General features: G+C 71.8%; 23 protein-coding genes and 1 riboswitch. Of the genes, 11 read left to right on the forward strand and 12 right to left on the reverse strand.

Annotated elements, in window-relative coordinates; genetic code table 11:
- Positions 1-135: 135 nt before the first annotated feature.
- The 3 genes from ACIOHC_RS26205 to thiO all read right to left on the reverse strand — a co-directional run bounded on the left by ACIOHC_RS26205 (position 136) and on the right by thiO (position 2,371).
- Complete coding sequence (locus ACIOHC_RS26205) at positions 136-930, reverse strand: thiazole synthase (RefSeq protein WP_351078176.1); 795 nt, start codon at positions 928-930, stop codon at positions 136-138.
- Positions 931-932: 2 nt separating this feature from the next.
- Positions 933-1,193 carry a sulfur carrier protein ThiS gene (gene thiS / locus ACIOHC_RS26210; RefSeq protein ID WP_351078173.1) on the reverse strand — a complete coding sequence of 87 codons (261 nt, stop codon included), beginning with the start codon at positions 1,191-1,193 and terminating at the stop codon, positions 933-935.
- Positions 1,190-2,371: a glycine oxidase ThiO gene (thiO, locus tag ACIOHC_RS26215; RefSeq protein WP_351078170.1), complete on the reverse strand. Its 1,182-nt coding sequence runs from the start codon at positions 2,369-2,371 to the stop codon at positions 1,190-1,192. Before thiO ends, thiS begins: the two co-directional genes overlap by 4 nt.
- Positions 2,369-2,481: riboswitch (TPP riboswitch) on the reverse strand. It overlaps the preceding gene by 3 nt.
- 51 nt (positions 2,482-2,532) lie before the next feature.
- On the opposite strand from thiO, the gene ACIOHC_RS26220 reads away from it, so the two are divergent.
- The 6 genes from ACIOHC_RS26220 to ACIOHC_RS26245 all read left to right on the forward strand — a co-directional run bounded on the left by ACIOHC_RS26220 (position 2,533) and on the right by ACIOHC_RS26245 (position 7,342).
- Entirely contained in the window at positions 2,533-2,895 is a 363-nt protein-coding gene (locus ACIOHC_RS26220; RefSeq protein WP_365690257.1) for a hypothetical protein, read from the forward strand.
- A gap of 9 nt (positions 2,896-2,904) precedes the next feature.
- Positions 2,905-4,158, forward strand: coding sequence for an NAD(P)/FAD-dependent oxidoreductase (locus ACIOHC_RS26225; protein WP_401844203.1), 1,254 nt, complete (start codon positions 2,905-2,907; stop codon positions 4,156-4,158).
- A 71-nt stretch (positions 4,159-4,229) separates the two neighbouring features.
- Positions 4,230-4,595 (forward strand): Rv2175c family DNA-binding protein, encoded by a 366-nt coding sequence (locus ACIOHC_RS26230; protein ID WP_351078164.1) that lies wholly within the window; start codon positions 4,230-4,232, stop codon positions 4,593-4,595.
- A 102-nt stretch (positions 4,596-4,697) separates the two neighbouring features.
- Positions 4,698-5,351, forward strand: coding sequence for a thiamine phosphate synthase (gene thiE, locus ACIOHC_RS26235; RefSeq protein WP_351078161.1), 654 nt, complete (start codon positions 4,698-4,700; stop codon positions 5,349-5,351).
- A 99-nt stretch (positions 5,352-5,450) separates the two neighbouring features.
- Complete coding sequence (gene metF, locus ACIOHC_RS26240) at positions 5,451-6,368, forward strand: methylenetetrahydrofolate reductase [NAD(P)H] (protein WP_351078159.1); 918 nt, start codon at positions 5,451-5,453, stop codon at positions 6,366-6,368.
- Between the two features lie 50 nt (positions 6,369-6,418).
- Entirely contained in the window at positions 6,419-7,342 is a 924-nt protein-coding gene (locus ACIOHC_RS26245; RefSeq protein ID WP_401844206.1) for a hypothetical protein, read from the forward strand.
- Positions 7,343-7,439: 97 nt separating this feature from the next.
- Here ACIOHC_RS26245 and ACIOHC_RS26250 read toward each other — a convergent pair whose 3' ends face one another.
- The 5 genes from ACIOHC_RS26250 to ACIOHC_RS26270 all read right to left on the reverse strand — a co-directional run bounded on the left by ACIOHC_RS26250 (position 7,440) and on the right by ACIOHC_RS26270 (position 13,641).
- Positions 7,440-8,957 carry a phytoene desaturase family protein gene (locus ACIOHC_RS26250; RefSeq protein WP_401844208.1) on the reverse strand — a complete coding sequence of 506 codons (1,518 nt, stop codon included), beginning with the start codon at positions 8,955-8,957 and terminating at the stop codon, positions 7,440-7,442.
- Positions 8,958-9,132: 175 nt separating this feature from the next.
- The gene (locus ACIOHC_RS26255; RefSeq protein ID WP_351078150.1) at positions 9,133-9,750 is read right to left on the reverse strand and encodes a DUF4126 domain-containing protein; all 618 of its coding nucleotides are present in this window, start codon (positions 9,748-9,750) and stop codon (positions 9,133-9,135) included.
- 402 nt (positions 9,751-10,152) lie between these two features.
- Positions 10,153-10,764: a TetR/AcrR family transcriptional regulator gene (locus ACIOHC_RS26260; RefSeq protein ID WP_365690252.1), complete on the reverse strand. Its 612-nt coding sequence runs from the start codon at positions 10,762-10,764 to the stop codon at positions 10,153-10,155.
- 29 nt (positions 10,765-10,793) lie between these two features.
- On the reverse strand, positions 10,794-12,881 hold the full coding sequence (locus tag ACIOHC_RS26265; protein ID WP_351078144.1) for a YhgE/Pip domain-containing protein: 2,088 nt from the start codon (positions 12,879-12,881) through the stop codon (positions 10,794-10,796).
- Positions 12,853-13,641, reverse strand: coding sequence for an ATP-binding cassette domain-containing protein (locus ACIOHC_RS26270; protein ID WP_401844211.1), 789 nt, complete (start codon positions 13,639-13,641; stop codon positions 12,853-12,855). The genes ACIOHC_RS26265 and ACIOHC_RS26270 overlap by 29 nt, the downstream gene beginning before the upstream one ends.
- 167 nt (positions 13,642-13,808) lie before the next feature.
- On the opposite strand from ACIOHC_RS26270, the gene ACIOHC_RS26275 reads away from it, so the two are divergent.
- From ACIOHC_RS26275 to ACIOHC_RS26285, 3 genes are all read left to right on the forward strand, one after another.
- Positions 13,809-14,336, forward strand: a complete 528-nt coding sequence (locus ACIOHC_RS26275) for an SAV_6107 family HEPN domain-containing protein (RefSeq protein ID WP_351078140.1) — start codon at positions 13,809-13,811, stop codon at positions 14,334-14,336.
- A 102-nt stretch (positions 14,337-14,438) separates the two neighbouring features.
- A complete protein-coding gene (locus ACIOHC_RS26280) occupies positions 14,439-15,197 on the forward strand; it encodes a methyltransferase (protein ID WP_351078139.1) in 759 nt (252 codons plus the stop codon).
- Between the two features lie 296 nt (positions 15,198-15,493).
- On the forward strand, positions 15,494-15,886 hold the full coding sequence (locus ACIOHC_RS26285; RefSeq protein WP_351078137.1) for a DUF3040 domain-containing protein: 393 nt from the start codon (positions 15,494-15,496) through the stop codon (positions 15,884-15,886).
- Positions 15,887-16,233: 347 nt separating this feature from the next.
- Here the strand turns inward: ACIOHC_RS26285 and ACIOHC_RS26290 are convergent, their stop codons facing one another.
- From ACIOHC_RS26290 to ACIOHC_RS26305, 4 genes are all read right to left on the reverse strand, one after another.
- The gene (locus ACIOHC_RS26290; RefSeq protein WP_351078133.1) at positions 16,234-18,657 is read right to left on the reverse strand and encodes a DUF3488 and transglutaminase-like domain-containing protein; all 2,424 of its coding nucleotides are present in this window, start codon (positions 18,655-18,657) and stop codon (positions 16,234-16,236) included.
- On the reverse strand, positions 18,654-20,048 hold the full coding sequence (locus ACIOHC_RS26295) for a DUF58 domain-containing protein (protein WP_351078130.1): 1,395 nt from the start codon (positions 20,046-20,048) through the stop codon (positions 18,654-18,656). Before ACIOHC_RS26295 ends, ACIOHC_RS26290 begins: the two co-directional genes overlap by 4 nt.
- Positions 20,048-21,097, reverse strand: a complete 1,050-nt coding sequence (locus ACIOHC_RS26300; protein ID WP_351078127.1) for a MoxR family ATPase — start codon at positions 21,095-21,097, stop codon at positions 20,048-20,050. The genes ACIOHC_RS26295 and ACIOHC_RS26300 overlap by 1 nt, the downstream gene beginning before the upstream one ends.
- 265 nt (positions 21,098-21,362) lie before the next feature.
- The gene (locus ACIOHC_RS26305) at positions 21,363-21,926 is read right to left on the reverse strand and encodes a carbonic anhydrase (protein ID WP_351078124.1); all 564 of its coding nucleotides are present in this window, start codon (positions 21,924-21,926) and stop codon (positions 21,363-21,365) included.
- A 380-nt stretch (positions 21,927-22,306) separates the two neighbouring features.
- On the opposite strand from ACIOHC_RS26305, the gene rsmH reads away from it, so the two are divergent.
- Positions 22,307-23,272 (forward strand): 16S rRNA (cytosine(1402)-N(4))-methyltransferase RsmH, encoded by a 966-nt coding sequence (gene rsmH, locus ACIOHC_RS26310; protein ID WP_401844216.1) that lies wholly within the window; start codon positions 22,307-22,309, stop codon positions 23,270-23,272.
- 49 nt (positions 23,273-23,321) lie between these two features.
- Complete coding sequence (locus ACIOHC_RS26315; protein WP_389638301.1) at positions 23,322-23,873, forward strand: septum formation initiator family protein; 552 nt, start codon at positions 23,322-23,324, stop codon at positions 23,871-23,873.
- Position 23,874 lies beyond the last annotated feature (1 nt).

A 23,874-nucleotide genomic window follows, 5' to 3' on the forward strand; every position in this document is an offset into this window, starting at 1 on the left:
AGCCACGGACACGACCCACGGGCCGGGGCACAGCCGGGGCAGTACTGCAGCCGAGCCGTGACAGGGACGTGCGCCCCGAGGCGTCCTGGCGGTGCACGGCCCCGCCCCCGCCGGGCCGCGGTGGGTCCCGGCGGATCAGAACGCCGGACGTTCCGGGTCCAGCACCGCGCGCCCCTCCACCGGTGACGAAGCCTCGGCGAAGTGCCGGCGCGGGATCCGGCCCGCGCGGCACGCCAGCCTCCCGCCCTCCACCGCGTGCCGCATCGCCGCGGCCATCAGCTCGGGTTCCTGCGCCCGGGTCACCGCGGACGCCAGCATCACCGCCGCGCACCCCAGCTCCATCGCGAGCGCCGCGTCCGACGCCGTTCCGGCGCCCGCGTCGAGGATCACCGGCACCTGGGCCTGCTCGACGATCAGCCGGAAGTTGTGCGGGTTGCGGATGCCGAGGCCGGAGCCGATGGGGGAGCCGAGCGGCATGATCGCCGCGCACCCCATGTCCTGGAGCCTGCGGGCCAGCACCGGGTCGTCATTGGTGTAGGGCAGCACGGTGAAGCCGTCGTCCACCAGGGTCTCCGCGGCGTCCAGCAGCTCGATCGGATCGGGCAGCAGGGTCCGCTCGTCGGCCACCACCTCCAGCTTGATCCAGTCGGTGCCGAGCGCCTCGCGGGCCAGCCGGGCGGTCAGCACGGCCTCGCCCGCGGTGAAGCAGCCCGCCGTGTTCGGCAGCACGCGGATGGAGAGCCGTCGGAGCACGGAGAGCACCGAACCCTGCACGGTCGGATCGAGGCGGCGCATCGCGACGGTGGTCAGTTCGGTACCGGAAGCGGTCAGCGACCGTTCGAGCACGTCGAGGCTGGGTGCCCCGCCGGTCCCCATGATCAGCCGGGAGCCGAAGGCGGTGTCGCCGAGAGTGAAGAGGTCGTCGGACATGGTCAGCCTCCCTGGACCGCGGTCAGGACCTCGACGCGGTCCCCGTCACCGAGTACGGCGGTGGACCACTGGCCGCGCGGGACGACGGTCTCGTTGACGGCGGCCGCTACGCCGGAGTGCGCGGCGGTCAGGGTGGCGACGAGGGCGCACAGAGTGGTGCCCGCGGCGAGCAGGCGGACCTCGCCGTTCACGGACACGGACAGGGGCGCGAGGCCGGGCTCGGGCGTGGAAGCGGCCATGGAGGGGGGTGTGGGCTCGGTCATGCGGGCTGCTCCTGACGTACGGGGGCGGCGGGCGAGAAACGGAACGGGGTGAAGGGGCGGGCCGGCTCGGGCAGCTCGCCGTCGGCCAGGAGTGCCGCCATGACGTCGCCGGTGATGGGGGTGAGCAGCACTCCGTTGCGGTGGTGGCCGGTGGCGAGGTGGAGGCCGGGCAGGGCGGTGGGGCCGAGCAGCGGCGCGTTGTCGGGGGAGGCGGGGCGCAGACCGGCACGGGTCTCGGTGAGCGGCAGTTCGGTGATGCCCGGCACCAGTTCGTGGGCGTCCCGCAGCAGTTCGTAGACGCCGCCCGCGGTGACGGTGGTGTCCCAGCCCATCTCCTCGCTGGTGGCGCCGACGACCAGTTCGCCGTTCTCACGCGGTACGAGATAGACATGGCTGCCCCGGACCACGGCCCGGACCGTCCGGGTGAGGAAGGGCGCGTACGCGGCGGGCACCGTCAGCCGCAGCACCTGCCCCTTCACCGGACGGACCGGCGGCACGACCTCGTCCGGCAGCCCCGGCAGCCTGCCGCTCAGGCTGCCCGCGGCGAGCACGACCTGGTCGGCGGTGAGTTCCGTGCCCCCGGCGAGGACGGCTCCGGCGGCCCGGTCGCGGACCACCGTCAGGCGCTCCACCCATCCGCGGTGGAAGACCACCCCGGCCCGTTCGCAGGCGGTCAGCAGAGCGGCGGCCAGCCGACGGGGATCGATCTGATGGTCGCCGTCGACCCGCAGACCGCCGCGGACGCCCGGCGCGAGCATCGGCTCCAGGCGCCGGCATTCGCGGCCGGTGAGCCACTCCGACTCCAGGCCGGAACGCTGCTGCAGGGCGTGCAGTTCCCGCAGATGGGCGCGGTCGTCGGAGTCCAGCGCGACAGCCAGCGTGCCGCAGGCGCGGAAGCCGGTCTCCCGCCCGCTCGCCGCCTCCAGTTCGGCCGCGAAGTCGGGATAGCGGGCGGCCGAGGCGACGTTGAGGCCCAGCAGCATCTGTTCGCCGTAGTGGAGTTCGGTGACGGCGGCCAGCATGCCGGCCGCCACCCGGGCGGCCCCGCCTCCCGGTTCGGGGTCGACGACCGCGGTGCGCAGTCCGCGTTGCGCGGCCCGCCAGGCGGTCACCAGACCGATGATCCCGCCCCCGATGACGAGGACGTCGGATCCGTCTCCGTTCCGTGTAGAACGCATGGGCGTCCAGCCCCTCCCTTCGCCGGCATGACCCGGATCAGGTTCGTACGGTCGGAGGCCGCCCAGCCTCCCTCTCAGCCCGGTGCGTCCGGGCTCCCGCGAGTGTTTTACGTTGGCCACCCTAAACCCCGCCCGCTGGACCCAGTAAGGGAGCAACCCCCGTGGCCCGTTCGCTCGACGGACTCGTCCTCTATCCGGTCGCCGACCAGGCCCCGGGGCAGGTCGGTACCCGTACCCGCTTCACGTACCACGAGGAGAACGGCCGGATCTGGGCCGAGTACGCAGGCGGCGACGTGGTCCGCGGCCACCTTGTCGGTACGCGCGTCGACGACACCCTCGACTTCCGCTACGTCCAGCTGAAGCAGGACGGAACGACCTCCTCCGGCCACTGTGTCTCCACCGTCGTCGACCTCGCGGACGGCAGGGTCCGGCTGGACGAGCGGTGGGAATGGGAGTCCCAGAACGGCAGCGGTACGAGCACGGTGGAGGAACTCCCCTTTCCTGACGATACGTCAGATGTTTAAGGTGTACGGGTGAGCGAGCAGCAGCAGTCGGAGCGACCGGACCGGCGGGCGGGGCGACGTGTCGTCATCGTCGGCGCCGGCATGGCCGGAGTACAGACGGCGGTGGCCCTGCGGGAGCAGGGCTTCACCGGTCCCGTCACCCTGATCGGTGCCGAACCGCACCAGCCCTACGACCGGCCCCCGCTGTCCAAGGCGGTACTGCTGGGCGAGGCCGAGGGCTCCGCGTTCGACGTCGACTTCGAGGCACTGGACATCGATCTGCGGCTGGGGTGCGAAGTCACCGGTGTGCGGCCCGGGGCGCACGAGCTGGACACGCCGTCAGGGCCTGTTCCCTACGACGTGCTGGTGGTCGCGACCGGCGCCGAACCGATCGTCCTGCCCGGTACCGAAGGCGTTCCCGGTGTCCATCTGCTGCGTACCCTCGACGACGCGGCACGACTGCGGCCCGTCCTCGACGAGCGGCACGGCGTCGTGGTCGTCGGAGCGGGCTGGATCGGCGCGGAGTTCGCCACCGCGGCCCGCGCCGCGGGCTGCGAGGTCACCGTCGTCGAGGCCGCCGACCGGCCGCTCGCCGGCGCGATGCCCGCCGAGGTGGCCGCCCCGATGGCCGCCTGGTACGCCGAGAGCGGCGCCGAACTCCTCACCGGGGCCCGGGTCGAGCGCATCGAATCCGGCCGCGTGATCCTGGCGGACGGCCGCGTGATCCCGGCCGGAGCGGTCGTCGTCGGCATCGGCGCACGGCCCTCCACCGCCTGGCTGGCCGGTTCCGGCATCGCCCTCGGCCCCGACGGATCGGTGACCGCCGACGATGCGCTGCGCACCTCGCTGCCCGATGTGTACGCGGTGGGCGACTGCGCCTCGTTCCCCTCCGCCCGATACGGCGAACGCCTTCTCGTCCACCACTGGGACAACGCCCTCCAGGGCCCGCGCACCGCCGCCGCCAACATCATCGCGGCAGGGGCCGGGGAAGGTCCGGCGCCGCAGACGTACGACCCCGTGCCGTACTTCTGGTCCGAGCAGTTCGGCCGGTTCGTGCAGTACGCGGGCCACTGTGCGGCGGCCGACACCCTGCTGTGGCGCGGCGATCCGGCGGACCCCTCCTGGTCGGTGTGCTGGCTGCGCGACGGCGTCCTGGTCGCGGTCCTCGCCGTCGGCCGCCCCCGCGACCTGGCGCAGGGGCGCAGGCTCATCGAGGCGGGGGCGCGGCTCGATCCGGCCCGGGTCGCGGATCCCTCCGTACCGCTGAAGTCGGCGACCCCCTGACGGCGTACCCCGCACCCCCGTACGGTCGGCCCGGCTACCGACTGTCGGTCCGGGATGGCACGCTTGTCCCCGTGACCGAGATTGACGCAAAGATCGATGCTCTCGTCCCTGCCTGGCTCCACCTCCCCGACATCGCGGAAATGCTCGATGTCGAGGTGACGCGCGTGCGGCAGCTGGTCAAGGAGGGCCAGCTCATCGCCGTACGACGTGGAGAGAACCGGGCGCTGCAGGTGCCTGCCGCCTTCATCGCGGGCAACAAGGTCGTCAAGGGCCTCTCCGGCACCCTGACGCTGCTGCGGGACGACGGCTTCACCGACGAAGAGATGCTGGAATGGCTCTTCACCCCCGACCCGACCCTGCCCGGCACCCCCGCCCAGGCGCTGAGCGAGAATCGCGGCACGGAGGTGAAGCGTCGCGCCCAGGCGCTCGCCGTCTGACCGCCTGCCGTAGGTGAGGTGCGGGCCCGCGGTATCGCGCGGCCCGCACCCAGCACCGTTCCGACAACCGCTCCACGACGCTCTCCAGGGGGGAACCGCTCCATGCCCACGCCTCGCGCGCTGCTGTCCGAAGCCCGGCTGTATCTGTGCACGGACGCCCGCAAGCGGCAGGGCGACCTCCCCGCCTTCCTGGACGCCGTCCTCTCCAGCGGGGTGGACATCGTCCAGCTGCGCGACAAGGGCATGGAAGCGGCCGAGGAGCTCGAACACCTGGCCGTCCTCGCCGAGGCCTGCAGGCGCCACGGCAAGCTCCTCGCGGTGAACGACCGGGCCGACGTCGCCCACGCCATCGGCTCCGACGTGCTGCATCTCGGCCAGGGCGACCTGCCGGTGCCCGCCGCCCGCGCCGTCATCGGCGAGGAGGTGGTGATCGGCCGCTCCACCCACGCGGAGCCCGAGGTCGACGCGGCCGTCGCCGAGCCCGGTGTGGACTACTTCTGCACCGGCCCCTGCTGGCCCACGCCGACCAAGCCCGGCCGGCCCGCCCCCGGTCTGGACCTGGTGCGCTACGCCGCCTCGCTCGGCACGCGGCGCCCGTGGTTCGCCATCGGCGGGATCGACGCGGGCAATCTCGACGAGGTGCTGGACGCCGGAGCCCGCCGGGTGGTCGTCGTGCGGGCGATCACCGAGGCCGCCGACCCCGCCGCCGCCACCGCGGAGCTCGCCGGGCGAATCCGGGCACGCGCTGGGGACTGATCCGGCCAGATGTCCGAGGAGTGGACAAACAGCCAGTCAATTCGGACAATTAACGCTGGTCTGGTCCTGTGGTCGTCGCACTCTGGTTAACCTGCCCGTATGGCCCTTGGCACATCTTCCACCAGGACGGATCACGCGCGTACGGTGCGTGAGCTCCTCGCGACCGGCAAGACCTCGTATTCGTTCGAGTTCTGGGCGCCGAAGACCGAGAAGGGCGAGCGGAATCTCTGGAACGCGCTCCGCCGTGTGGAGGCGGTGGGGCCGAGCTTCGTCTCCGTGACCTACGGTGCCGGCGGCTCCACCCGGGCCGGAACGGTCAAGGCCACCCAGCAGATCGCCGCCGACTCCACCCTCACCCCGGTCGCGCACCTCACGGCGGTCAACCACTCCGTCGCCGAGCTGCGCAACATGATCGGGCAGTACGCCGATGCCGGAATCCGGAACATCCTCGCCGTGCGCGGGGACCCGCCGGGTGACCCGATGGGTGAGTGGGTCGAGCACCCGCAGGGTGTGCGGTACGCGGCCGATCTCGTCCAGCTCATCAAGGAATCCGGCGATTTCTGTGTCGGCGTCGCGGCATTTCCCGAGATGCATCCCCGCTCGACCGACTGGGACACCGACATCCGGCATTTCGTGGACAAGTGCCGCGCCGGTGCCGACTATGCCATCACCCAGATGTTCTTCAATCCGGAGGACTATTTGCGGATGCGTGACCGAGTGGTCGCGGCGGGTTGCGAAACTCCGATCATCCCCGAGGTCATGCCGCTGACCAGCGTCAGACAACTGGACCGGTTCGCGCAGCTCAGCAACGCGTCTTTCCCTTCCTCTCTGAAAGAACGCATCCTCGCCGCCAAGGACGATCCCGCGGCTGTACGCTCCATTGGTATCGACTTCGCAACGCGGTTCTGCGCGAGGCTGCGCTCCGAGGGTGTGCCCGGACTGCACTTCATCACGCTCAACAACTCGACGGCGACGCTCGAAATCTACGAGAATCTCGGACTGCACAAGCAGTCGTGACCGGCCGTACCCGCCACGACCCGGGGCGGTGGCCGTAGGAGGGGGCGGGCATGGGCTGGACGGTCCTCTACATCGCGTTCGGAATAGTCGCGCTGTGGCTGCTCGGCGAGGTGCTCCTGCAGTACAAGGCGCGTCTGCGCTGGCGTCTGCTCGCCTTCGCGGGCTTCGCCTGTGTCGTCGTCGGTGTACTGATGCCGTCCGTGTTCGTCATCGCCATCGGCACGATCGCGTTCGCGACCGGCCAGACCTACGTCACGTTGTCCTTCCGGCGGGGCTTCTCCACCGGCTGGGCGATAGGGGGCAGCCCCGGCGCGAGCCGCCGCCGCCGGGGTGGCGGCGAGCGGGCGCGCCGCGAGCCCACCCTTGAGGTGTCGGACCTGGAGATGGAGTACGACGGTCAGGTCCCGGGGGCGGGTGCCACGGCACCGGCGGCCACGGTCTACGAGCCGGAACCACTGCCGGACGACACCGGACAGTACGGCGTCTACGGCGATCACCGGCAGTCGCAGCAGTCGCAGCAGGGTCCGCAGCCCGAGCAGCAGCCGCAGTACGCCGCCTATGAGCCCTACGCCGACCACTCCACGCACGCGGCGCACGGCCAGGACCCGTACGCCGGTCACGATTCCTTCGACGGACAGGACTCAATGGCCGGCCAGTACGACTACGGCACCGACCGGCAGCAGTACGCCGCGTATTCCGATCCGTACATCGGGACCGGCACCACCGGCGGCTCCACGCAGTACGTCTCGTACGACAGCCACGGCAATGGCTTCGACGGCTACGGGGCCGAGCAGCAGCATGCCGCCGACCCGTACGCCCAGGAGTACTCCACCGAGACCCCGCCCGGCGGTGTCTGGGTGCCGCAGCAGCGCGAGGGCGAGCAGTACCCCGCCGCGCCCGCGCAGCAGCCCGCCCCGTACCCGAACGGCTACGCCAACGGCAACGGCTACGACGAACAGCAGTACCGCTACTGACGACGGCCCGGCCAGGGGCTGCGGGGGAGACCGGGGGCGGGGCTGCGCCCGGAGGCACCCCGAACCCCCGGCGCGCCGAGGGTGGGCTCGTCCTGCCTCACTGGGAGCCCCGGAAGCCGTCCCCCTCCACGATCAGCCCGGCGACCAGCGCCCCCGACATCCCGGCGTGGGCGAGCCCGCCGCCCGGATGCGACCAGCCGCCCGCTGCGTAGAGCCCCGGCATCCGGGTGCGATTGCCCGGATGCAGATACGCGCCCCCCGCCCCCGCCAGCGCGGGCGCGGGCACCGAACCGCCCTCGGCACCGGTCTCCGCCGCAGTCTCCGCCGGGGTCCGTACCTCGGCGTGGAGCAGCCGCTCCCGTATGCCGGGCACGACCGCGCCGGCCGCCTCGATCAGCGCGTCGGCACACCGCTCGCGCAACGCCGCGTCCGTCCAGTCCACCGCCCCGTGCGGAGCGACTGTCGCCATCAGTGTCACCGCCTCGTGTGCGTCGTCGGGGCGGGTCGTCGGGTCGTCGGGGCGCAGCACCGTCACCGTGGGACGGTCGGCGAGCCTGCCGCCGAACACCGCCTCGCGCTCCGCCCCGCCGTCGGCCGGGTGCACCAGCGTCCGGTGCACGGCATCCGCGGGCCGGGCGCCGCGCAGCGACAGCAGGACCAGGAACCGGCCCGGCAGCACCCCCTGATCCGGCCGCGGCTGCACCGCCACGTCGCCGTCCTGCCACGGCTTCTGACCGGGCAGCAGCCCCGGGTGCGGACGGGCCCCCAGCACCACATGGGCGGCCTCGGCGACCGTCCCGTCCGTCAGCTCGACACCCGCCGCCCGGCCGTCCTTCTCGACGACCCGGGCCACCTCGCCACCGAAGACGAACTCCACCTTCCGGGCCAGGCACCGCTCGTACACCGCCTGTGCCAGGGCCCGGATCCCGCCGGAGACGTACCAACTGCCGAAGGTCTCCTCCATGTACGGCAACAGGGCGGCCGCCGCCGGTGCGCGCAGCGGGTCCAGCCCGTACGACAGGGCGTATCCGTCGAGGAGGGCCGCGAGCCGGGGGTCCGAGAGCTCCCACGCCCCGATCTCCGTCATCGTGTCCGCCTGCCGGGCCGGACGCAGCAGCCTGCGCTGCCGGAGCGCCGGATAGGGGTCACGTCCGAGCACCTGCCAGTCGGCGCGCAACGGCTCTTCGAGCAGCGGGCGCCTCGACCGGTCCCAGGCGTCCCGCGCCCGGTCGAGGAACTCGCCCCAGGCCGTGCCCGCACCGCTCCCGAGCGCGGCGTCCAGGGCGGCGACCACTCCGGCCCGTGAGGCATTCGGCAGGGACACCGCCGTGCCGTCCGCGAAGACGTGACCGCTCGCCGGATCGACCTGGGTCATGCCGACGCACCGCTCCAGCGGCTCCTTGCCCGTCTTCACGAACAAGTCGCGGTAGACCGCGGGCAGATGCAGCAGAGTGGGGCCGGTGTCGAAGGCGAAGCCCTCATGGGCATACCGGCCGACGGAGCCGCCGAAGGTCTCCGACCGCTCGTACACCGTCACCCGGTGGCCTGCCACGGCGAGCCGGGCAGCCGCCGCCATTGCGCCCATCCCGGCGCCGATCACCGCAATACGTGCCATGTCAGTGACCTTAACTGCCGCCTGTGACAGTTACGGCCTGGTGCACGACAGTGAGCGGGCTCCCGGTGTGATACGACTCCGCCTCCGGCGTTGTCGTCGGTCGACGACGCTCCGCGTCGCCTCCCTCCTCCGCCTCGGATTCGAAGCCGCATGACACCGCTCCCTGATCCGGCCGTTACTCCAGCGGCCAGTGCGAACCCGCCCCGGCCAGGCGTTTCTCCTCGCGGCGCCGGCTCCTGCGGCGCAGGAACCGGCGGATCCGGGAGGCCAGGAAGAGCAGTGTCACGATGCCGAGCAGCAGCAGCGTCCCGGCGATGACGGCGGCCACCAGCGGATGGAATATCGCGAAGGTGACGATCCCCGCCACGCCCAGGTCCTCGGCCGTGCTCACCGCGATGTTGCTGAACGGCTCGGGGGAGCTGTTGACCGCCATTCTGGTGCCCGCCTTCACCAGATGACTCATCAGCGCGGTGGAACCGCCGATGGCACCGGCCGCGAGCTCCGGCAGCGAACCGCTCTCCCCGGCCAGCAGCGCAGCCACGACGGCACCGGCGACCGGCCTGACAACGGTGTGCACCGAGTCCCAGACCGAGTCCACGTACGGGATCTTGTCCGCCACCACCTCGCAGAGGAAGAGGACAGCGGCCACCACGAGGACATCGGTGCGCTGCAGCGACGCGGGCACCTCGTCGGAGAGGCCGGTCGCGCCGAAGACACCGAGCAGCAGGACCACCGCATAGGCGTTGATCCCGCTCGCCCAGCCGCTTGTGAACACCAGAGGGAGTACGGACACGGGGGCGATCGTAACCAGAGGGCGCGCGGGCGGGGGTGGGGTTCGGCGCGCAGCCCTGAGTATCCGTACCTAGGCGATGAGATGAGTAGGTACGCGGATGGGCTCCCACCTGCATTGACGGGAGAGTGGAGCACACGGAGAGGGCACGGCCCGGCACCGCCGGCACGGGGCGGCGGAACGGGCGCGGTACCCCCTCCGGAACGGGGGAGCATGACGGAGGGCCCGGGGACCACGGGGGAGAACGGGGGTCACGGGGGAAGGTTCTCCGACGGCACGGAAGGCGCCGGTCCGGCGCAGGCTCGGGGGGATCGAGCCTCGTCGGGCCGGCGCCTTCGTGCGTGGGTGCGCCAGGTCGCCGCGGGGACGGCCGGGGTGTGGGGCCGGTCGCCCCCGCACCGTGGGTCAGCGCCCGCTGACCCTCCCGTGCAGCAGCAGCGACAGCGCCGAGTGCACATCGTCGATCGACCGCTCCGGCTGGAACGCCTGCCAGTCCAGGGCCGCCACGAGCACCATCCCGACCAGGGCCGCGGCCGTCAGCGGAATGTCGATCTCCTCGCTGAGCTCACCGTTGTCCACGCCTTCGCGCAGCACCTCCTCGACCACGGCGACGGCCTCCTGACGCACCACCAGGAGGGTCGACTGCCAGGCCCGGTTGGTGCGCCACAGCTCCGCGACGTAGAGCTGGGTGAAGGACGGATAGCGGTCGATGAAGGCCAGACCGGCCCTGATCATCGCGTCCAGGGCTTCGACCCGGGTGCCGCCGCGCGCCCCGGTCCCCTCGGCCGCGGAGCGCAGCGATGCCGTGAGCAGCCCGACGCCATGGCGCAGCAGCTCCTCGAAGAGCTCGGTCTTGCTCTTGAAGTTGTAGTAGACCGTGCCCTTGGCGACCCCGGCGCGCTCGGCGATCTCGTCCACCGTGGTCGCCGAGAAGCCCTTTTCGGCGATGAGCGTGACAGCCGCCTCGTAGAGCCTCTGCCGGGTGGCCTGACGGCGTGTGGTGCTACTGCTTTCCATGCCCCCGATTCTCACAGGTCCGGGCGCGCTCACAGGCTCAGCTCCGGGTGAAGCCGGTCCAGGGTCCACACCTGCTTGCGGCGCGCGGAGAGCGCGGTGAGGGCCAGCGCCCCCGCCGTGAAGGCCAGCAGTACCGCACAGCCCTGCCAGACCGGTCCGAGACCGCCGCCCGTGATCAGCCGCCGCAGCCCGTCGACGATGTAACTCATCGGCAGATAGGGATGGATCGCGTTGAAGAATCCGGGGCTGGTCTGGACGGGATACGTACCCCCGGCCGAGGTCAGCTGGAGCATCAGCACCGCGAGCACGAGGATGCGTCCCGCGGCCCCGAAGCGGGCGTTGAGCCACTGCACGATCGCGGCGAAGCAGCAGGTGACCAGTGCCAGGAAGCCGATCGTCCCGGCGGCCCTGGCCATCTGCAGCCCGAGTCCCCAGTGCAGCACGGACATCAGAGCGGCCACCTGGAGCAGACCGAGCGCGGCCACCGGCAGCCAGCCCGCGAAGGCGATCCGCCAGGCGGAGGCCCCGGCGGCGAGTGCCCGCCGGTTGAGCGGCTGGATGAGCATGTACGCGACCATCGCGCCGACCCAGAGGGAGAGCGGAATGAAGTAGGGGGCGAAGCCGGTGCCGTAGTTGGGCGCCGCGTGCAGCGACTTGGAGGCCAGCTGCACCGGGTCGGCCATGACTTCGGTACGCGCGTCGCGGTCCTTCTTGTCGTAGTCGGGGATCTTGTCGACGCCGTCGTTGAGCCCCTGGGCGAGGCCCGTCGAACCGTCGCCGAGCCGGAGCAGCCCGCTGTCCAGGTCGTTCGCGCCCTTCTTGAGGTTGCTCACGCCGGTGTCCAGATCGGCGGAGCCCGTCCTGGCCGTGGCCAGGCCGGTGTGCAGTTCGTTCGCACCCTTGGCGACCTTGTGGGCGCCGGTGTTGAGCGCGTTGACCTTCTCCACGGCGGACTTCAGGTCCTTGTCGAGATGCGGCGCCGCCTCGGCCAGGCCGTCGGCCTGCTGCTGCAGCGTGGTCAGCTGGGTGCGCAGCTTCCTCAGATCGCCGTTCTGGTTGGTGACCAGCGCGTTCACGTCGTCGGCGACCTTCGACACATCGGCCGCCGCGGTCTTCGCGCGCTTCAGCGGCGGGCAGACGGTGGGGTCGGCGGGCGACTGTTCCGTGCAACTGGTGCGGTAGACCTCGGCCAGGTCGTCGGAGGCCGTGCGGGCGGTGGTGGCCGCGGTGGGCGCCGCCTCCACCAGCAGGTCGAGGTTGTCCCGTACGGTCTGCGCGGAATCGCCGACCAGCCGGGCGGTGTCGCCGATCGACTTGCCGTTGTCCTTCAGGAACGGGCGTACGTCGCCCGCCACCCCGTTGACCTTGTCGGCCAGCAGCTGGGTGCCGTCGGCGACCTGCCGGGAGCCGGTCTCCAGGTCGCCCGCGCCCTTGTTCAGCCTGACGATGCCACCGGCCAGGTTGCTGCTGCCGTCCTTGGCGTTCTTCAGACCGTCGGCGAGATCCTCCGATCCCTTCTTCGCCTTGCCGATGCCGCCCTTGAGGTCCTCGGCCCCCTTGGCGGCCTTCGCCGTCGCGTCGTGGAGGTCGGAGAAGTTGATGAAGATCCGGTCGAGGAAGCCGCGCGAGGCGTTGGTCGAAGCGGCGGTGCGCACCTCGGAGAACACCGACCGGGAGATCTGCCCGACGATGTAGTTGTTGGCGTCGTTGGTCCGCACCTGGAGTGCGCCGGTCTCGGGGGAGTCGCCCGAACTCGACGCGATCCGCTTGCTGAAGTCCGACGGCATGGTGAGCGAGAGGTAGTACGTGCCGTTCTCGACGCCCTTGTGCGCCTCGGTGGAACTCACCTCGTGCCACTCGAAGGTCTTGGAATCGAGGAGCTTTCCGGTGATCTCGTCGCCTGCCGCGACGTGCTTCCCGTCCGCGGTGACGCCCTTGTCGTTGTTGACCAGCGCGACCGGGATCCTGTCGAGGCGGCCGTACGGGTCCCAGAAGGAGCACAGGTACAGGGCGCCGTAGAGCAGCGGCAGCAGCAGGAGCGCGATCAGCGCGGCGACCGGCAGCTTCCCCCTGCCGAAACGCTTCAGCTCAAGCGCGGCCAGTCTCGGCGAACGCATCGGCCGGTCCCTCCTCGGTCGTGGTGTCCTCGGCCGGGGCGTCCTGGGTGTCCGCCGGCGCGGCCGAGGTGTCGGTACGTACGGTGACGGCGCCCTCGGGCGCCTGGCTGCACACCGCGAGCACGGTGGTCCCGCTGTCGGCGATGGACCGCAACAGCTCCCAGGCCTCCGCGCGTTCGGCGTCGGACAGCTTGAGGTCGGTGTCGTCGACCGCGAGCAGCCTGGGTCCGCCGAGCAGTGCGAGGGCGATGGACAACCGTAGTGCCTCCAGCCGTTCCAGATCCCTTACGGAGGTCCGTTCGGCCTTGGGCAGGGTGGCGGTGTCGAGTCCGGCAGCGGCCAGGGCCGCGTCGATCCGTCCCCGCGCGGCGGCGACGCGCTCGGCGCGCGGGCGCAGCAGAGCGCGCAGCGAACCGTCGAAGCGGTGTTGCAGCAGGGCCCGCTCGCGCAGGTGCTCGGCGACGGTGAAGGCCGGGTCGAGCTCGTTGACCCCGGGCACCTGGCCCAGCGCACCGAGGCGGCGTACGACGGCCATCTTGCGGGGCAGGCGCAGCCCGCCGATCTCCGCGTGGCCCTCGGTGGGGCGCATCCGGCCGGTGAGAGCGAGCAGCAGGCAGGTGCGGCCGGAGCCGGACGGGCCTTCGATCGCCACCAGTGAGCCGGGGCCGGCCTCGATGTCCACGCCCCGGAAGGCCCAGCCGCGCGGCCCCTTGAGCCCGAAATCCTCCGCGGTGACGGCTGCCCCGTGCGGGCTGTCCACAGACTCTCCCTCATTTTGAACTGACCGGTCAGTGCAAAAAGGTAGCCCGAACTCGCTGTCGAAGCAAAAGGGCAGGTCAGGGGTGGGTCGAGGTCGATTGTCAGTGGCGCCCCTCACGATGGATACATACGGCCACGAAGCCGTTGCACGAGACAGGAGGTTTCGTCATGGCCCATTCGTCCGCAGCAGCGGCACCCCGGCGCCGCGCGGCCGGCCCTGCCCCCTCACTGACCGGTCCGGCACACGACGTCCATCCCGTTCCGCGTCGCACCGCGGCGCCGCCGGCCGCCCTCGATCTGCTCGCCCAGGCCCGCACCGGTCTCGACGAGGCCGCCGTTCTCGATGTGCCGAACGAGCGGTACGCCACCGCCCACCTCGCCGCGCTGCGCATCGCCGCGGCCGTGCTCGCCGCGCGGGGCCGTCCCGAAACCTCCCGGCGGCGCCGGGAGCGGATCCGCAGCGCCTGGGAAGTCCTCCCGGAAATAGCCCCGGAGCTGACCGAATGGAGCGCGCTGTTCGCCTCCGGGGCCCGCCGCAGGGCCCGAGCGGAAGCCGGTATACCGGGCGCGGCCAGTCGTCGGGACGCCGACGACCTGCTGCGGGACGTGGCGATGTTCCTGCGCCTGGTCGAGCGGTTGCTGGTCCTTCAGCCGGTGCTCCCGCAGGCCCGGAAGGAGCGGCCCGACGCGCGATGACGGTGACGGCGGTGCGAGGCAATAGGGTGGACAGCACCTGTACCACCTGCACTGTTCACGCTCCGCCGTCAGCGGCGGCACCGTGCCGAGGAGTCATCTGCCGTGTCGGACCAGCTGCGCCCCCGCGCCTCCCTCCGTACCGCCGTGGTCTGGGAGGTCCTGAAGGACGCCCTCGACCACCAGGTCAAGGCGACCGGCAGGGACGCCCTGGATGTTCTGGACACCGGCGGCGGCACCGGCAACTTCGCGGTGCCGGTCGCCCGTCTCGGCCACCGGGTCACCGTCGTCGACCCCAGCCCCAATGCGCTCTTCGCTCTGGAGCGCCGCGCCGCCGAGGCCGGGGTCGCCGACCGGGTCCGCGGTGTCCAGGGCGACATCCACGGCCTGTTCGACGTGGTGGAGCGCGGTGGCTACGACGCGGTGCTGTGCCACGGAGTCCTGGAGTACGTGGACGACCCCGCCGAGGGGGTACGCAACGCCGTCGAGGCGCTCCGTCCGTCCGGTGCGCTCAGCCTGCTCGCCGCCGGGCTCGGCGGCGCCGTCCTGGCACGGGCGCTCGCGGGGCACTTCACCGAGGCCAGGCGTGCGCTCAGCGACCCGGCGGGCCGCTGGGGCGACGGGGACCCGGTACCCCGGCGCTACACCGCGGAGCAGCTCACCGAGCTGGTCTCCGCGGCGGATGTCGAGGTCGGCGCGGTCCATGGCGTACGGGTCTTCGCCGACCTCGTCCCGGGCGTCCTGGTCGACACCGAGCCCGGTGCCATGGAGGCCCTGCTCAAGCTGGAGGCGGCCGCCGCCGAACTGCCCGCCTTCCACTCGGTCGCGACGCAGTTGCACGTTCTGGGCACGAAGCGCGCCTGAGCGCGAGGCCGCCGACCGGTGGTGGCTCGGCCTCAGCGTGGCTGATCAGGGACGCAACCGCAGATGGAGTACGTCTCGGGACCCCCGATCGGGGGCTTCGCCACGTATGATCGGGGGACACCATCCGGCATGACGGATCGGAGGTTGGGGAATCAACGCCTCAGCAGCTGAGCCGTCGTGGCGGCCCGGACTGGCTGACTGGCAAAGAGGGCGGGTTTCACGGGGGGCGAATCCCTGCCTATCCTGGAAGGGCCGCATACCGGCCGCCCCCCGCGGCCGACGACGAGGAGGACTCCGTGCCGCTCTCGGAGCACGAGCAGCGAATGCTCGAGCAAATGGAGCGAGCGCTGTACGCCGAAGATCCCAAGTTCGCGACAGCGCTCGAGGGAAGCGGGCTGCGTACGTACACCCGGCGACGGGTCTACCAGGCGGTCGCAGGCTTTCTGGTGGGTATCGCGCTCCTCATGGCCGGAATGGTCGCCCAGCAGATCTGGATCAGCGTGGTGGGGTTCCTCGTCATGCTCGGCTGTGCGGTTCTTGCGGTCACCGGTTGGCGCAAAGCCCCGAAGCCGGGCGAGCAGCAGGCAGCCGGCGGCAGCGGCGGACGCCGCCAGCCCAGGCAACGCCGGACCGTCATGAATCGGATCGAGCAGCGGTGGCAGCGTCGCCGTGACGAACAGGGGCAGTAGAGCCTCGGACACTCTTGGATGAGGGGCGGCCGCGTCTGCGCGGCCGCCCCTCACACGTGTCCGCCGCAACTTCCGGCCAGTCTTCGGCCCCCGCCCGGAGCCCCTTCCCGGCCCGGCGATCGTCGGCGCGCACTCGTCCGGCCGGGCCGGGAAGGCTTCGAGCCGGCCGACCGCTCGGGGACACGGGACCGGGGCTCTCGTCCGGACCGGGCCGGATCACCGAGCGGGGCGACGAAAGGAACGTGACGAAAGGAACCGGACGGCCCCGAGGACAACTGCTCACCCGTGCTCACGCGGCCGTACGGCGACCGAGGCCAGGGGGCGCGGACCGCAGTCCACGCCCCCCGTCACCCCTGTTGGCGGGACGGTCGCCGCAGCCAGTCCGTCCACGGGCCACGGCGCAACCGCGCCGCCCCCTTGCCGGTGAACTCCGCCCAGCGTTCCGACGCCGCCCAGATCACTCGAATGGCCGAGCGCGGTGCCGCGACTGCACGGATTCGGGCGAACCGGCCGGCCGATGCACGCAGACCGGCCCGTACCGCCTCCACATCCGCGGCGAGCCCGGTGCCCGACCGGGGCTCCCGGGCGTAGAGCACCTGCTCCACCGCCCCCGCCACCCGGTGCACCGCGGCGGCTTCGTCCGGTTCGAGCCGGCCCAGGCGCACCATCCGGGCCGCCGTTCTACGGGGCGTCCGGGAGTCGTCCGGCTCGATGCCGTGGTCCCACGCCGTGTCGATGATCTCCCGCCAGGCCGCCAGCGTTCTGGCTGTCGCATCCGCCCGCGTACGCCCGGCGGAGAAGCTCAGCCTTCGCCTGCGCACCCGAAGCCGCCAGAGCAGCGGCAGCAACGGCAGTACCACGATCACCAGGGCGACCAGGGACAGACCGAGAACAGTGCCCAGAGCCGTTCCGGAATCAGTCGGCGTCACCGCCCCCGGCGCCGCCGGGCCGCCGCACTCGCCCTGCTTGCGCAGCTGGGCCGGGCAGCTGTCCGAGACGGACGGGGCGGCCGTCGGGGCGGCCGAGGCGCTCCTCTCGGGCCGAACCGGGTCCGCGGCGCCACCGGCCGGGGCATCCGACTGGGTGTAGGCCGGGACGGTGCCCCGCGTCGGGGTCGGCTCGAAACGGGTCCACCCGACGCCCTCGAAATACAGCTCCGGCCAGGCATGCGCATCGCGCAGTCCGACCGAGACCGAGCCGTCCGGCTGCGCGGTGCCAGGAGTGAAGCCCACCGCGACCCGGGCCGGAATGCCCAGCGTCCGCGCCATCGCAGCCATCGTGAACGAGAAATGGACGCAAAAGCCCCGCTTCTCCTTCAGGAACCGTCCTATCGCCGCGCTCCCGGTGCCCGAGGTCACCGAGGTGTCGTAGCTGAAACCGCCCTCCGAGGCGAAGTAGTCCTGCAGCTTCACCGCCCGCTCGTAGTCGTTGGCGGCACCCTTCGTCACCTCGTCCGCGGTTTCCCTGACCACCTTCGGCAGGGTGTCGGGAACACGGGTGTACTCGCGTCGCAGAGCGACCGGCGGGGCGTCCGCCGCGGCGAGCTGATCGGCGGTCGGCTGGACCACCAGACTGGAGACCTGGTATCGCGCGCCGCGGGTCGTCTCCCCGCCGTCACCGACAAGCGTCCGCCCCCTCGGCTCGTACCGCCAGCGTCCGCCGACCCGGACCTCGGACGCGGGGTAGGGGAGCGGCAGATAGGTCTGCTGGTAGGAGCGGGACGCGGAGATGGTCGAGTTGATCTCCGTGACCAGGACGTCCGGGCCCAGGCCCTCCGGGTTCGGCAGCCGCTTGGGCACGTCCTCCAGACGGCGCGTGGAGGGCCGCCACTCGTTCCCGTTGAACTGGTCCAGGGCCAGGATCCGCAGATAGAAGCCCTGCGGGTCACCGGAGTCGGTGCGGTAGGACATCACCTGCCGGTTCTCCGGCTGATTCAGATTGTTCTGCAGCGAGACCAGCGGGTTCACCGCGGAGATGGTGCCGCCGCCTCCGCCCTTGCCGTTCCCGCCCCCCGTACCGGCCAGCAGCCCGCCGTCCAGCGCGGGCAGCGCCGCCGGCACGACCAGCGAGACCCCCAGCGCCAAGGCACCGATGCGGCGGCCGGTGCGGACCGGGGCCGTCGGGCGGCCGTCGGAGATCGCCGCACGGACCGCCGAACCCCTCGGGGATCCGGACGCGCCGCTGAAGACCCGTCCCCACTGCGAGAGCCGGTCCCGGCCCTCGGCCAGCAGAAGCAGCAGATAGCCACCGGCCGCGAGCAGGAACCAGAGCCAGTCCGCGCCTCCCTCGGACAGTCCCGCCGCGACCGAGTACAGCGCGAGGAGCGGCAGGCCCGCCGGGGCGGCGCTGCGGAACGTCACCGCGAGGGCGTCCACGACCAGGCCGACCAGCAGCACACCGCCGATCAGTATCAGCCGGATGCCGTCCGTCACGGGCGCCGGAGCGGCGTACCGTCCGACGTCCTCGGCGCCCGACGTCAGCAGGTCCGCGAGCCGCTGGACGGCCTCCGGACCCGGCAGGACACCGACGAGCGCCTGTCCTCTGGCGAACACCACCGTCAGCAGAACCAGGGTGATCAGTGTCTGCGCCGCGACGATCAGCATCCGGGGCATGGGCACCCGGCGGGCGAGCACCCCCGCCCCGCTCTGCACCGCCAGCAGGAATGCGGCCTGAAGAATCCACCCGGCCGGCTCGACCAGCGGCAGCATCGAACCCGCCGTCATCAGCGTCGCCGCGAAGGCGCACAGCGTCAGCCGACCACGACCGCTCATGACCATCCCCCGGAGAAACCTGTCGGGCCACCTGTGCCGCCGCCGACGGCGGTTGACTGCGCGGTCACGCCCGGCTGCCCCGCTGCCTGCTGCCAGTACCGGGCGAGACCGGTCCCGGGCGCCACCGCCACCGCTGTCCAGCCCGATTCGCGCAGCAGTCGCAGCCGCCGCTCGAACTCCGTGTCCGACCCCGTGGCCGGGGCGGCGCCCTGCGTCCAGGCCGCGTCGTCCAGTACGAACGCGACGGCGCCACCACTGCGCTGCCGCATCCGGGCCGCCACGGCTGCCTGCTCCTCGTCCAGATCACCGAAGAACGCGATCAGCAGCCCTTCGTTGCCGCCGCGCAGCACGTCGTACGCGCGCGACAGACCGCCCCCGTCGGAATGATCGACCACTGCCAGGGTGTCCATCATCATCCCCGCGGAGTCGGCGGATTCCTGCGTCGATCCGGCGAAGCCCTCCATGCCCTCGCCCGGAACGGCGTTCCCGTCGTCGGTCAGCAGCCGGACCGCGAAGCCACGCTCCAGCATGTGCACCAGCGCGGACGCCGCCCCGGAGACCGCCCACTCGAAGGCGGAGTCGGGCCCCGTCCCCCGGTAGGCGATCCGCCGGGTGTCCAGCAGCACCGTGCACCTGGCCCGCTGAGGCTGCTCCTCGCGGCGCACCATCAGCTCGCCGTAGCGCGCGGTGGAACGCCAGTGGACCCGGCGCAGATCGTCGCCGTGTCGGTAGCCGCGCGGAATCACGTCGTCGTCACCGGCCAGCGCCAGCGATCGCTGCCGTCCCTCGCCGTATCCCGCGGCCTCGCCCGCCAGCCGTACCGGCGGCAGCGGCTCGGTCCGCGGAATGACGACGAGGGTGTCGTACGCACTGAACGAACGGGTCAGCTCGCACATCCCGAACGGATCGCTCAGTCGCAGCTGCAACGGGCCCAGCGGGTAGCGCCCGCGCAGATCCGACCGCACCCGGTAGGACACCTCGCGACGGCCGCCCGCCTCGACCCGGTCCAGCACGAACCGGGGACGCGGCCCGAGCACATAGGGCACCCGGTCCTGCAGCATCAGCAGCCCGGTCGGCAGTCGCGACACGTTCTCCATCCGCAGATGGACCCGCGCCTCCGTGCCCGCGGGCACCCGCGACGGCGAGAGCCGCCGGGTGCCCGCCACCCGGTAGCGGGTGCGGACGAGCACCACCACACAGACCAGCGGCAGCGCGGCGAGCAGCAGCCCGACCCGCAGCAGATCCGCCTGGCCCAGTACATAGGCGCACACCGCCGCGGCGACACCGGCCGCGAGGAAGGACCGCCCACGCGTGGTCAGCCCGCTCAGCGCGGCCCGCAGACCGCCCCTGTCATCGCCGTCGTCCATGGCGGCCGGCTCCCCGGCCGCCATCAAGCCCGCCGTGCGCCGGGCTGCTGCCGGCCGTAGGCCGGACGGTCCGGCCGGTGCTGGGGCCGGACCTGCGCGACGCCGCCACCGGCGGTCGGTACCGGTGTCTGCTGGAGGATCTCCAGCACGACCTGCTCGGCGGTACGGCGGTTCAGCTGGGCCTGTGCCGTCGGCAGCAACCGGTGCGCGAGCACCGCGACCGCCAGGGCCTGCACATCGTCCGGCAGGCAGTAGTCCCGGCCGCTCAGCGCCGCGGAGGCCTTCGCCGCGCGCAGCAGATGCAGGGTGGCTCGCGGCGAGGCACCGAGCCTGAGATCGGGATGGCCGCGGGTGGCCCCGACGAGCTCCACCGCGTACCGCCGCACGGCGTCGGCCACATGGACCGTCCGTACCGCCTCGATCAGCTTCACCACGTCATGGGCATGGGCCACCGGGCGCAGATCGTCGAGCGGCGAAAGCCCGCCGTGCACATCGAGCATCTGCAGCTCGGCCTCCGCACTCGGATAGCCGATCGACACCCGCGCCATGAACCGGTCGCGCTGCGCCTCGGGCAGCGGATACGTGCCCTCCATCTCGACCGGGTTCTGGGTGGCGACCACCATGAACGGATCGGGCAGCTCGTACGTGTGCCCGTCGATGGTGACCTGGCGCTCCTCCATCGACTCCAGCAGCGCCGACTGGGTCTTCGGCGAGGCCCGGTTGATCTCGTCACCGATCACGATCTGGGCGAAGATCGCGCCCGGTTTGAACTCGAAGTCGCGCCTCTGCTGGTCGAAGATGGACACACCGGTGATGTCCGAGGGCAGCAGGTCCGGCGTGAACTGAATGCGTCGCACCGAGCAGTCGATGGACCGCGCCAGCGCCTTGGCCAGCATCGTCTTGCCGACGCCGGGGACGTCCTCGATGAGGAGATGTCCCTCCGCCAGCAGTACGGTCAGCGAAAGCCGTACGACCTCGGGCTTGCCCTCGATCACACTCTCCATCGACCTGCGCACCCGCTCCGCGGTCGTGGTCAGATCTGTGAGGCTCGCTCGATCGTCATAGGTCGTCACCCGGCCCTCCTCGGCCCTGCCCCACGCTCACCAGGAGCAGGGGATACCCCATTCACGGACCGGCGCGCGTGCGGCGGCCCGGCCCACCCCGAAACACGGACACCCCTCCGGAAACGTCCGGCGAGATGTCACATGCGCATTCTTGTTGCCGTTACCGCTTCGTGTCACTCGCCTGTGGACAAGTGGGGGCGGTATGTCGGGTTCGGTGGGGTTATCGGTTCCGATGGTGCCGTCCCGGGAGATCGGACGAGCACCGTCCGGGCGGTCAGGGGGTGGGAAGGATCTCGCGCAGCAGGCCGCTGGTCACATCGAAGACGAAGCCGCGGACGTCGTCGGTGTGCAGCAGGAACGGCGAGGTGCGCACGCGCTGCATCGACTGCCGTACGTCCTGGTCGGCGTCCTTGTACGCCTCGACCGCCCAGACCGGACGCTGGCCGACCTCCTTCTCCAGATCCTGGCGGAATTCCTCGGTGATCGACTCCAGGCCGCAGTTCGTGTGGTGGATCAGTATGACGCTGCGGGTGCCCAGGGCCCGCTGGCTGATGGTCAGCGAACGGATGACGTCATCGGTGACCACGCCGCCCGCGTTGCGGATGGTGTGGCAGTCGCCGAGCGACAGACCGAGGGCGTCGTGCAGGTCGAGCCGGGCGTCCATGCAGGCGACCACGGCGACACGCAGCACCGGCTTGGCGTCCATGCCCGGGTCCTCGAACGCGGCGGCGTACCGGGTGTTCGCCTCGACGAGACGGTCGGTGACCGTTCCTCCCGAACGGGCCCGGTCGGCAGCGGGTGCGGAAGGCTCGGCGGGGGACTGTGCGGAAGTCGACATGGCTATGACGTTAGTCCTCACCAGCGGCCCCGTCGTGCTGTGGGAAGGGACAAAGAACGTCAACGCGGCTTGTTGTGAGGTAACCCACAATCCTCGCCGTCGTTGGTTCGACCGGGTGAACGGGGGCCGGGACGACGCGCTGCCGGGCTGATTGATCGGGAATCGATCGAATGGCAGGGTGGACTAAAGTGACGGGAAGTTACCGACACCCTGCACATTCCGAAGATTTCCCCCGTGTGTGCGGCGTACGTACGGTCCGGCCCTCTCCCGCTCGCCGGTCGACCGACGCCCCTTCCCCGGCGCCGGCCGACCACCCCTTCTGAGCGGGCGGGGACCAGGCCGTACGTGGAGCCACACGGGACCTGAGCCTGAGAGGGCACATGAGCCAGACCCGACACGTCCCGGTGATGCTCCAGCGGTGCCTGGACCTGTTGGCCCCTGCTCTGGAGGTGCCGGGCCCGCAGCAGCCCGTGGTCGTCGACTGCACCCTCGGGCTCGGCGGACACAGCGAGGCACTGCTCTCGGCCTTCCCCTCGGCGCGGCTGATCGCGCTGGACCGGGACAAGGAGGCGCTGCGGCTGTCCGGCGAGCGGCTCGCCCCGTACGGCGACCGGGCCACCCTGGTGCACGCGGTCTACGACGAGCTGCCGGAGGTGCTCGCCAGGCTCGGCATCCCGAAGGTCCAGGGCGCCCTGTTCGACCTCGGCGTCTCCTCCATGCAGCTGGACGAGGCCGACCGCGGGTTCGCGTACGCCCAGGACGCCCCGCTGGACATGCGCATGGACCAGACGACGGGCATCGGCGCCGCCGAGGTGCTCAACACCTATCCGGCCGGTGAACTGGTACGGATCCTGCGGGCGTACGGCGAGGAGAAGCAGGCCAAGCGGATCGTCTCCGCGATCGTGCGCGAGCGCGAGAAGGAGCCGTTCAGCAACAGCGCCCGGCTCGTCGAGCTGATCCGTGACGCGTTGCCCCAGGCAGCCAAGCGCACGGGGGGCAACCCCGCCAAGCGCACCTTCCAGGCGCTGCGCATCGAGGTCAACGGCGAGCTCACCGTGCTGGAGCGGGCCATTCCGGCTGCCGTGCAGAGTCTCGCGGTCGGCGGGCGCATCGCCGTTCTCTCCTACCACTCGCTGGAGGACCGGCTGGTCAAGCAGGTCTTCGCAGCGGGTGCCGCCACCACGGCGCCGCCCGGTCTGCCGGTCGTGCCCGAGCGCTACCAGCCCCGGCTGAAGCTGCTGACCCGTGGCGCGGAGCTGCCCACGGAGGAGGAGGTCGCCGAGAACCGGCGTGCCGCCCCCGCCCGGCTGCGAGGCGCCCAGCGGATCCGCGAGGAGGAACGATGAGTGCCCGGCGACCGGGGACCCGGACACCGGTGACGCCCGGGGCGGCGCGGTGAGCAAACCGGCCGGGCAGTTGAGAGGGCGGGCGGCGCGCCTCGCCCGGCTGATGCCGTCCGGGCCCAGCACCGCGGCCCGTACCCCCTTCGTCCTGCTGGTCGTCCTGCTTCTCGGTGGCGGGCTCATCACGCTCCTGGTGCTCAACTCGGCCCTCAACGAGGGATCGTTCAGGCTGAGTGAGCTGAAGAGGAAGACCACCCAGCTCACCGACGAGCAGCAGGCCCTCCAGAACGACGTCGACAACTACTCCGAGCCGGACGCCCTGGAGCGCCGCGCCCGACAGCTGGGCATGGTGCCCGGCGGCAGCCCCGCCTTCCTCGACCCGGACGGCAAGGTCCGAGGCGTACCCGCCGAGACCAGTGCCGAGCCGACCACTGCGGCACCGCCGCGGAAGGCGCCCCCCGCGACCTCGCCGTCCCCCGGCTCGCCCTCCCCCTCGGCACCGGCCACCCCTTCCGGCACTGCCATGACGCCCGGCCCCTCCGCGGCCCCGCCCGCCGGGTCGCGCACCCCGGCAGACCAGCCCTCGACGAGCCCAGGCAGGTGAC

The sequence above is a fragment of the Streptomyces sp. NPDC088252 genome (genome assembly GCF_044740965.1).
Classification (GTDB): Bacteria; Actinomycetota; Actinomycetes; order Streptomycetales; family Streptomycetaceae; genus Streptomyces.